The sequence below is a fragment of the Candidatus Magnetobacterium casense genome (genome assembly GCF_019173545.1).
GTDB lineage: Bacteria > Nitrospirota > Thermodesulfovibrionia > Thermodesulfovibrionales > Magnetobacteriaceae > Magnetobacterium > Magnetobacterium cryptolimnobacter.
Genome location: NZ_JABXWD010000095.1, coordinates 1 through 10543, shown reverse-complemented (window position 1 = coordinate 10543; position 10543 = coordinate 1). Strand labels below are relative to the sequence as shown.

Here is a 10543-nt window from a genome sequence, read left to right as displayed (position 1 = left end):
AGCCGCCCCTTTTTTTTTCTTTGTATTTCGCTCAATCTAAACGAGCTATAATGCTATCCGGCTGTGTTCTTTTGCCTACATGTATGCCCGTGATTGAATGCCTTCGATGTAGCCGACAATACCCGTGACGTGTTCGACTGCGTTTCCTTCGTCTGTATCTATGTGCATGTCGAGCCTGAAATCAGGGTTGACCCTGACCAGGACATCGCCAAAGATCAGCTCTCGTTTGCTCTGCACCTTGACCAGGATGACGTCTCTATCCCTGAGACCGTAGCCCAGGGCATCCTCCGGGGACATGTGTACGTGTCGTCGGGCACAGATGACTCCTTTGTCGATTTTTAGTTGTCCGACCTCACCCTCAAGGATTATCCCTGGAGTGCCCTCTATGTCACCGGAGTCCCTGACGGGGGCGTCAATGCCGAGTTTGAATTCCTCCGTGCGTGCGATCTCCACCTGACACTCCTTTCGGAATGGCCCCAGAATTCTGACCTTTTCCACCCTGCCCTTTGGGCCAATGAGGTTGACCGTTTCCTCGCTTGCGTACTGACCGGGTTGACTCAGCGGGGTCCTCGGAGTCAGTGTCCTGCCCGGGCCAAAGAGCACCTCAAAGGCAGCCTGGTTGACATGCACGTGGTGGGCGGATACGTTGATGGGGATTGGTCGGCGCCTGTACTCCTCTACGTTGGTTGAACGCAACCTGCCCATGGCATGGAGGGTTTCGCGGGCTATCATCATATTTTCATTGGACTTGATGACAAGCACACGTATATTTGACCCCGGTGCGGTTATCTCCTCCACCTGTTTCAGGAATGACCTGTCCTGACGATTGGCCTCCTCATAGAGGCTGATGCCAAAGGGCTGCAATCCCTGACAGACCCTGGCACGTACCTCTGTGGAGTTCTCACCGATGCCGCCGGTAAAGATGAGCACGTCCAGTCCACCAAGTGCGGCTATGTAGGCGCCAATGTACTTCTTTATACGATAGCAGTACATCCCGATGGCATCCTTGGCTCGCTTGTTACCTTCCTCGGCGGCATCCAGGACGTCCTTCATGCAGTTGCTGACGCCACTGACCCCCTTGAGACCACTTTCCACGTTGAGTATATTTGAGAGTTCATCAGCCGTAAAACCCAGTTTCATGAGATATATAATAACTCCTGGGTCTACGTCTCCACACCTGGTGCCCATCATCAACCCCTCCAGGGGCGTCATCCCCATCGATGTATCAATGCTTCGTCCGTGGTCTATGGCACACAGCGAAGCGCCATGTCCGAGGTGACAGGAAATGATCTTGAGGTCCTTGACGGAACGTTTAAGGTACGTGGCAGCCTTTAAGGTAACGTAGCGGTGATTTATGCCATGAAAACCATAACGGCGGATGGTCTCATCTTCGTTCAAGCTCTTGGACAGGGCATACTTGTAAGCGTGTTCGGGCATGTTTCGGTGGAAGGCTGTATCAAAAACCGCAACATGTCTGGCCTGATGCAGGAGTTTCATCATCTCCTCAATCCCTGCCAGATTGTATGGGTTATGCAGGGGGGCCAGTTGTGAGCACTGCCTGATGACCTCCTTCACTTTATCGTCAATCACCACGGAGTTAAAGAAATTAGCCCCACCGTGGACAACACGGTGTCCGACTGCTTTTATTTCGTCGATGTGTTTTATCATACCGTATTTATAGTCCAGCAGGGCGGTAACCATTGATTTTATGGCCTCTGCCGTTGTGCCGGCATCCGTTGTGAGTTCATGCTTGCTGCCGGCGGTGTAGACGGTGTGGCTGCAATTGGGTGTGCCAATCTTGTCAATGAGACCATCCATCAGGGGGATGCTGTACTTGGTATCAAACAAGGCATACTTCAGTGATGCTATGCGGCTGTTTATTACCAGCACCTTTATAGGCTCTATGGCAGAGGAGAACTCCAGGTCATAGGGGTCGGTGTTGTGTTGCAGGGCGGTGGTGATATCAGGTTTTTCCAGGTTTTCCCGTTCCCTCTGGATCAGACGTCTGGTGATGGTTTGGGCTATAATGGTCAGGGTCTTGGGGTTTTTCATTATCACGTCAGAGCAGAGTTCCCTGTCGAGTCTGATGACCTTACACCCACCATAGGCTACGATATCGGCTTCGGAGGGTTCGCCACTCATCAACGACATCTCGCCAAATATCTCACCACGTGTAAGGGTTGCGATGACTTTTTTTTCACCATTGGCCTCCGTTAAGGCCACGTTGGCCTTGCCGTCGTAGACGACCCAGAGCGATCTGCTGAGTTCGCCCCGTTTCTTTATCTCCTGGCCGTCCGTGTACTCCTGCACTGTTGCCGCTGACACCAGCGTTTGTATCTCTTCCTTACTGAGTGGTTCAAATTGCTTCACCGATGAGAGAAAGTTCGGTAGCTCCATTGTGTTCGGTACCTCCTTGTTGTTACAACGTAAGATTTGCCAGTTCTGCAGAGATAACGGCCCTCAAATTTTAAGCCGTCAACGGGGTGAGAGTTCAGTCTGCTGTTCTCACTGTGTTGTGTGCAGAACTGTCTGTTTTTTCTTGTTTGCGTTTGTTGGTCTGTTGTCGATTGTCTACGACGTAGAGGATGTCTTGCTCCTGTGGTTCTTTCCGGAGTCTGAGGCCCAGAGAGAGATGTTCTTGTTGGAGTTTTTCCAGGAACTTGTCATAGTCCTCACACCACTTCCTGGCTATTTCCATATCACGCTGCCTCTGATTGGTTGGGACGTCCTGTGTCTGCTGTTGACTCTGCACGAGTCTGATCAACCTGGTGGTAAGCTCTGCATCCTTGTTGAGCTTTAGCATGACCTTGTAGTCCTGCCATTGTGTATCGATATAGACGATCTGCCCGGTGTCTATTTTCAGGAGCAGGTCTGAGGCCAATGCCTCAACGTCCGTGGAAGCGGTATCAGTGCCGGCAGCAATGGCATAGCCCAGGGACTCGATGTTGTCCTTGAGTTGACGGATAAGCCTCTGTCGTGCGATGCGTTCCTCCGCTTTTGCAACAAACTCCGTCAACTGTGCAACGCCGTTGTCGTACTGTTGCCTGTTGATATACTTTTGTGAAAATAATGTCTCTATCGTTGGAGAGACCTCGGCGGCGCCGTCGTACTGTGAGGCATATCCGAGGAGCTTTTCAAGCATATCCCTGAAGGAGTTTGTCTCCGCCATAATGGCCTTTATCTTGCCATAGTGCAACTTCATGGTTGTCCTGATCAGTTGCAGGCGCTGGGAATACGGACAGTGGTCAATTTCGTTTGCCAACGGGGTAAGCTCGCTGACATAGTCCGGATCGATGTCCCGTATGCGATTGTAAAACTGCCATGCTTCTGCAACGATTTCCTCACGTTCACCCTTTCCACCTATGGGTTGCAGGGTGGTCTCAGGCTGTCGCACGTGGCGTTGCCCTGTCTGCTGTGCGGTATCGATGGTGGCAGTAGTGACAGGGGTGGGTTGATGCCCTGCAAACTCCGTTGCTGTGGCCTTTATTGTTTCGGTCTTTTTGGTTTTAGCCTTTTGGGTCTGTCGTTGTTCGACCTTTATGGCCTCTATCTCAGCCTTGAGGGCGCTGTAGTGTTGGCCAAACTTTATGACTGCCTCCTGCACGGCCTGTTGGGTGTTGGCAAGTTGGATGGTGTGGTCAAAGGTCTCTATGTGGCTTAATTTCTCCAGCAGGTGGTCACTGCTGCCATCTTGCAGGTTGTCTATGTCGCTTTTAAATTCGGCTACCGTGTTTTTCAGGTTGTTGCGCAGGGAGGCAACGAAGGCGGCCATTTGAGCGTTTTTTTTTGCGTCTTTGTAGTCGGCGTAAACATCCAGGGCAAAACGAGATGCCGCCACAGCGGCTCCAGCCCCGGCAGCAAGTATCCAGAAAGGACTAAGCACCGGTATGGCCGTTACAGAGACAACTGCTATGCTACTCATTCGGTGGTGACTCCCTATGTGCGTTTGTGTTGTTTGACTGAGGCCTTGGTCTGGGTGGTCGTTTTATTGTGTATTTTTACGATTTTCTTGGATGCAGGATTTTTTGCTTTTGCTTGAATTTTCGTCTTCTGCACTGTTGTTTTTGCGTAAACTTTCGATTTATGCGTTGATGTCTTTGCGTTTAAGCGTGTCTTTTTGAAGTTTTTATGTTTATCGCGTATTTTTTCTGTTTGATGGTCATCATCTGTTGTCTTTGCGATGGTTGTGTTTGGTGGCAGATAAATGACCATGCCAGGGGTTAATGAGCCCTTTGATGACAAGCGGTTGAGGTCTCGGAGGATGTCTGCCTGCACCCGTGCCTTGCGTGCGATAGCAGCGATGGTATCGCCTTGTACGGTTATGTAGCTGGCCAGGGGGTATCTTTCGCCATTACTGGCGGCGTTATAGGCTGTCATGAAGGAGTCTTTTTTTCCCACGGGGATTCTCAGACGGTATTTCTGCACGTAAGGGGGGATGCACCATTGTTTGATTTCTGGGTTTAGTTCGCGTATCTTCTCAACAGTGGTGCCTGCCGCTTTGGCGACGAATTCCAGCGTGGCCGGCGGGGAGATGACCACCACATCGAACGTAAACGGGGTTCGCACATCCACGTCGTCCAGGCCGTACTTATCGGGGGTCTGTCCTATCTCACGTGCTGCAAGGAATTTTGGGACAAACTGTCGGGTCTCTTTAGGTATGTGCGTGCTGCTAAACAGCTTCCAGAAGGAGGTTGTGTTTGAGCGTCTCAGGGCATTTTCTATGTTGAGTTCTCCGGCGTTGTATGCGGCAATTGCGAGGTCCCAGGAGCCAAACTTCTCAAACAGGAATTTCAGGTATCTTGAAGCCGCCACGGTTGATTTTATGGGGTCGTGTCTCTCATCCACCCAGTAGTTGATATTAAGATTTAACCGCTTTGCCGTTGTGGCCATCAGTTGCCAGGGGCCAACCGCATGAGAATTTGAGCGTGCAAAGATATTGAAACCGCTTTCGATTAAGGGCAGATAAACGAGGTCTCCGGGGACGTTGTGCTCTTGCAGCACCTGTTTCATCACTGGCACGTACCTGGAACCATGGGTCAACCACTGCGAAAATGTTGATTTTACTTTCTTTGAGAAATACACCAGGTATCCCTCTACAACAGCCCTGGCCTTGTCGTCAAGCCTGTAATGTCCCTCGGCGCTGATTTCGGACACTCCCAGAGTGGGCAGTGCCGTTGTCAACAGGGTTATGTCTTGCGGTGTTCCTGTCAATCTGCCGATTATCAGGCCACTGTCTTCGGGGGGACCGTTGCCGAGTCTTCTGAACATCGCACCCATGTCAGTGCCATCGGCATCCGCTGGTGAATCGACGGCATTTATACTTACCGAGTGTTCTGTCTGGACGCTGTTGCTGTGTTGTGATACGGGGGAGTTTTCCTTGATTGCACGGTGCGGTATCTTTTCATAAGGCAAGCCGTTGGTTATTTTGTTTTCTTCCTTTTTCTCTGCACCATAGAACAGCGCATATCCATTAATGGGTAGCATTAATGTTGCTGCTATTATTGCTATTGTTGTTAACCTAACTATCCGCATGAGTAATTATACACAAAGAAAATAGACTTGTCAAGTCCCCCTGATACATAAAATAAAAAATTTTTTTGAAATAGTTAAGAGGCTGATATTACAACTACTCGAACTGCCTGAGATAGTCAACGATGGCCTTTTTCAGAAACGGCACGGTGGCGCAACTCGTAATCAGAAAGAGGTAACAGTGCAGGTCTTGTTCCTTGAACTTAAACGTGGTGTTGAGGGTCAGGGCAAGCTGTGAGGCGTCAAAGATGGATGCGTAGAGGTTTGTTGAAATCAGGTTGCTGTGAACGACGACGGGCGGTTGATATATCACCGACTCGCCGATGAGTTCGGCCATCTTGCTGACACACGTCCCTATGAGGATATTACCGATCTCAAGAAAGACCTCCTGGTCGAGGTTGAGGTCTGCCATCGATTCATTGTTGCTATCGCTGTCGTCTTGAAACAGCGACAGGAGCTTGTGCTCGTCATCGCTTGGGAAGACTACCATACAGATGCCGTTGTAATCGCCAAGGAAATTCTGGCAGATGATAGTGCTGTCCGAGGAGGTCTGCTGTATATTCTCCGCAATGAAATCTGGAAGCTCCGAGGCATTGATGACCTCCATCGAAGGGATGCTCAGGACAACGTATATGTCAATGACCTCCGAAAGGTCTCTGGCCGCCCTTCCAAAGGATATGTTCATCATCTCGTGGAGTGTGTCAATCTCAAGCTCGTTAAAGACGACATCCGTATTACTGCTCATGTGATCTGGTTACCTGTCCTTTCTGCGTTGCTCCAGCCCCTTGTGCAGGGCATCGAGTATGTTGTCTTTAACGGGCGGTTTCTTGAGCACCATAAACGCCCCCAGTTCTTGCACCCGTTGCGTGGTCTTTTGCTGGACGTCTGCCGTCAACACGACCACCACGGCAAGAGAGTCGAGCTTTCGTATCTCCTCCAACGCCTCAAACCCGTCCATCACCGGCATGGTCAGGTCAAGGAATATGATATCGGGCTGATGCTCCTTAAATCTCTCCAGCCCCTCAAGGCCATTACCCGCCTCAAATATCTCCGCCCCTTCCTCCTTGGAAAGCCAATTCCTAAGCCCATAGCGGGAGGCCTTGGAATCATCAACGATCAGTATCTTTGTAGCCATATAAACATAAATCCCTTTCTGATGTTAAGAATCTCAGTTGTAACAGTATACAATTGCATATCAGTCATAGATTTGTCAATTGTCTAAGATAAAAACTGTAGGATTAAGCATTATGGGGTCAAGGGGACTGGTCCCCTTGCGGGGGAGGTCTGAGGAGGGGGCGGAGCCGCCCTCCTTCTTTGCCTTTTGCCTTTTGCCTTTTCCCCCGTTCAATCCAACAGCCTGCCCCTCAACCGTCCGATGGCGAGGTAGCCGACGATGAGCGTAAAGGCGAGCATGTAAAGCAAATCCAGGAGCAGATAGCTGCTAAAGCTGCCCAGACACAGCGCCCGGGACAGACGAACCGCATGAGTTAGTGGCAACGCATAGGCGAGGACGATTAACGGCTCTGGCAGGTTCTCCAGTGGGAACACCACGCCGGAAAAGAAGAACATTGGCGAAAGAAACCCCGAAAAGTAAAAATTAAAGTACGTGATAGTCTTGACATACGACGTAATGAGCAGCGACAGGGCGCCAAACATCATCCCTGTCAGGAGGCCGACAAATGGCACCAGCAGCGTGTAGGACACGGGCATGATCCCAAAGGCCACGACAATGCACAAGACCGCAAAGGAGAAGAAAAACCCCTTGGTGCCGGCCCACAGGATTTCTCCAACGAGGAGGTTTTCCACGCTGATGGGAGCGGCCAACATGCCGTCGTAGACCTTGTTGAACTCCATCCGGATGAAGGTGCCAAAGGAGCACTCAAATGCCGCCGTCAACATCGCCGTGCTCACAAAAAGCCCCGATGCCAGAAAGCTCACGTAGGCGATCCCGCCCATCTGTGGGACGTACTTGCCCAGGCCCAATCCGATGCCGGTGAGGAATATCAGTGGCTCCAGAAACGGAGGCAGCCCGTTGCTGACGAGGTTCTTGGTATAGACCCGCACGTGCCGGTACCACACGGCAAAGATGCGCACCGCAAGCGACGGCGGCGTGATGGAAGAAGGAAGAAGGGGGCGTTTTGTGGCCGGGGTGCCCCACCCCCTCCGCCCCCCTTCAGAACCCCCTGCAAGGGGGCCAGCCCCCTTGACCCCATTATGGGCTGGTTGATAGGTTGAGGGTGTTCCTTTTGCGTCACGGGCAGAGTTCGTTAATGCCATGCCGCCCTGGCCTTTGCCTCGTAGAAGGATGCCTTTTGCCGATTGCCTGATTTGCGGAGTACGATGGCAAGGTTGCGATAAGAAGTAGCAATATTGGGATGTCTTTCTCCATAGACTTCCAAAAAGATAGCAAGGGCTTTTTTGAAAAACTCAATCGCCTGCTTTGAGTCACCTAACGATTTCCACGCACTTCCAATGTTCCCATAAGAAGTAGCCACACGTGGATGTTTTTCTCCATGGACCTCCAACTGGATAGCAAGGGATTTTTCGTAAAACTCAATCGCCTGCTTTGCCTTGCCTAACGAGTGCCACGCAACTCCAATGTTGTTATACGATAGCGCCACATCCTGATGTTTTTTTCCATAGACTTCCAACTGGATATCAAGGGCTTTTTTGTGAAATACAATCGCTTGCTTTGACTTGTCTAAAGCCCTCAATGCCTCTCCAATGTTGTTATAAGATTGCGCCACATGTGGATGTTTTTCTCCATATACTTCCAATCTTATAGCAAGGGATTTTTTGTGAAACGCAATCGCCTGCTTTGAATCGCCTAACGTCCATAATAACTTGCCATATTCATTGAGAAAATCGCCGACCTTAGCATCTTTTTTTGCCTTCGCCTCATCAATCACCGCATCTGAGACCCTGACAGCAACCTTCTCCATAAACGCTCGCCCCGAGCGATATAAAACCATGTCGTCAAAATATTGCCCCAACACGGCAGCGTGCTTACACGCACCAGGGATGTTGTCCACTTCAAGGGCGTGATGAACGGCCTCCTCCATGTATGCGTAATTCGGTTCGGTGGCTCTTGAAATCCAACCGTCATACCATTGATACGCATGTTTGTGCATAGCAGACATCTCATCAACCGTCAACTTGCTCCACATGTTCTCACGAATGACGGGCGTTACCCAGTATACGGCCTCACCATTAGGCACGTCCTCACGCTCGACCAATGTCAAATCAACGCCTGTCTCTAAAAACTCCGCATCGCCAATCCCCTCAAATGCGTCCTTGCCAACAGGCTTCCGGTACACAGCCGCCTTCTGGATGAACGTGTGAAACCCCTCCCCCTCAGTCGCCGCAATCACGCCCGCAAGATACTTGTGGATGAACTCAGCCTGCTTGCCCTGCAACCTTGTCTCAAGAGCAGACAGGTCGTACTTGCCCTCGTCTCTGGCGATGACGTCAAGCCACTCCAGCAGACGTGGATTACCGCCGCCGTACTTGAGATACAGGTCGACGTTCTTGCTCTTTGCGATACAAGCAAGTTCTCTCTTCTTCTTGCTTAAATCAGCGCCATCAAACGACCTGAGCGTCAGGTCATAAAGGCTTGTCGCTAACAGGTTTTCAACTTCGTGCTCAAGGATGAAGTTATACCGGCTCGTGATGACGACGTTGCTCTTGCCTTCAGCCCAGTCAATCGCCTCAAGAAATGGACTGATGATACCCTTGACCGCATTTTTTACGTGATGCTGATTACCACGACGGTCAAGGTTTCGCTCAAAGTCATCGAAATATATGATTGTCGGAATCTGAGATTTAAAGACCTTGCGGAAGAGGGCTTTTATTTTTTCCTCATACACACTGTCAGATTTTAAGATTACTAAACCATCCTTATTGTCCAATTTGTCAAACAATTTCATCAGATTCAGGATCACATCCTTCTCACTGACCACGCCGTGAAAGACGACCAGCTCCTTGTCCGTAAACCTCTCAACGAGCTTCCCGATAAGACAGCTCTTTCCAATCCCGGCGGGGCCACGCACCAAAAGCCCGAACTTGTCATCCTCCCCCCTGAGCACTTTTACCCCCCGCTGAACATTCCGCCTCCTGCCCACAAACCCACTCTCAAGCACACGCACGTTGCTGTCCTTGAGTACCTTGTGCCTCATCTTAACAGGGTTGACATGCCGGAGCGGCTGTCCGGCCTCTACCAACGGCATAATCGGCGACCTGTCGCCAAACAGCCTCAAGAGCGGCCAGGGGTGGTATTTGCTCTCAGTCAACCTCCGCGCACTCTGCACGGCATAATCAATCCCATTGCCAACCGAAAGACTTTCGTATATCTTACCGGCCACAACCATCGCCCCATAATCCGAAACAGACAGCCCCCAACCAAGCACCCACCTTACGCCCTTGTGTGCCATCCTGTAAGCAAAAGACTCCGACGACGCCTCCTCACCCGTTGAGCAACCCGATAGGAAAAGTATTTTCGGTGGAAACTGCGCAATTGCGTCCCATAACCCCTCCGGCGATACCTTCTTGAGGTTGCCAACCTCATCCTCCATGCAAAATACCGGCCCCATCTCTTCATCCATGCCGGCATGACCCGTTATGTGGATGATGTCAAACCCGCCGCTGGAGTTGTTGACCTGCTTAAGCCCCTCAAGGCTGCCCGTGTCCTCAACCTGCATGTCGATGTTGTATTTGCTGGTATTGTCAAAGATTCGCTCCTCTTCTTTTTCAAAGTCAAGGACATCTAAACCCTCATCCGTTGGCGAACAGGCCATAAACAGCATCCGAAGCGGCTCTTTTTTTCTCTCCACCGGATTTAACTCGTTCCTCTGTTCCACCAACCGGATTACGTGCATGTTATGGTTAATCAAGACAAAGCCCCCGTTGTTCAACAACTCAAACGGTAACTGCGTCAGGTCATAGGGCGTCTGAATGTAAAGGTTCGTATGCCCGCCAGTTTTCATGGCCTTGTCAATGAGCCTCTGGAGCGTATTGG

At 50.8% G+C, this 10543-nt stretch carries 7 protein-coding genes; all 7 read right to left on the bottom strand.

Annotated elements, in window-relative coordinates; all coding sequences use genetic code 11:
• Positions 1–75 precede the first annotated feature (75 nt).
• On the bottom strand, positions 76–2397 hold the full coding sequence (locus HWQ67_RS07020) for an acetate/propionate family kinase (protein WP_218251969.1): 2322 nt from the start codon (positions 2395–2397) through the stop codon (positions 76–78).
• A gap of 94 nt (positions 2398–2491) precedes the next feature.
• Positions 2492–3922: a hypothetical protein gene (locus HWQ67_RS07015; RefSeq protein WP_218251968.1), complete on the bottom strand. Its 1431-nt coding sequence runs from the start codon at positions 3920–3922 to the stop codon at positions 2492–2494.
• Between the two features lie 14 nt (positions 3923–3936).
• Positions 3937–5532, bottom strand: coding sequence for a lytic transglycosylase domain-containing protein (locus tag HWQ67_RS07010; RefSeq protein ID WP_218251967.1), 1596 nt, complete (start codon positions 5530–5532; stop codon positions 3937–3939).
• 94 nt (positions 5533–5626) lie between these two features.
• Entirely contained in the window at positions 5627–6274 is a 648-nt protein-coding gene (locus HWQ67_RS07005; RefSeq protein ID WP_218251966.1) for a hypothetical protein, read from the bottom strand.
• Between the two features lie 9 nt (positions 6275–6283).
• On the bottom strand, positions 6284–6664 hold the full coding sequence (locus HWQ67_RS07000) for a response regulator (protein ID WP_218251965.1): 381 nt from the start codon (positions 6662–6664) through the stop codon (positions 6284–6286).
• 209 nt (positions 6665–6873) lie between these two features.
• Positions 6874–7806 carry an ABC transporter permease gene (locus tag HWQ67_RS06995; protein ID WP_218251964.1) on the bottom strand — a complete coding sequence of 311 codons (933 nt, stop codon included), beginning with the start codon at positions 7804–7806 and terminating at the stop codon, positions 6874–6876.
• On the bottom strand, positions 7797–10543 hold a 2747-nt coding region (locus HWQ67_RS06990), incomplete at its 5' end, for a tetratricopeptide repeat protein (protein ID WP_218251963.1). The genes HWQ67_RS06995 and HWQ67_RS06990, both read right to left, overlap by 10 nt.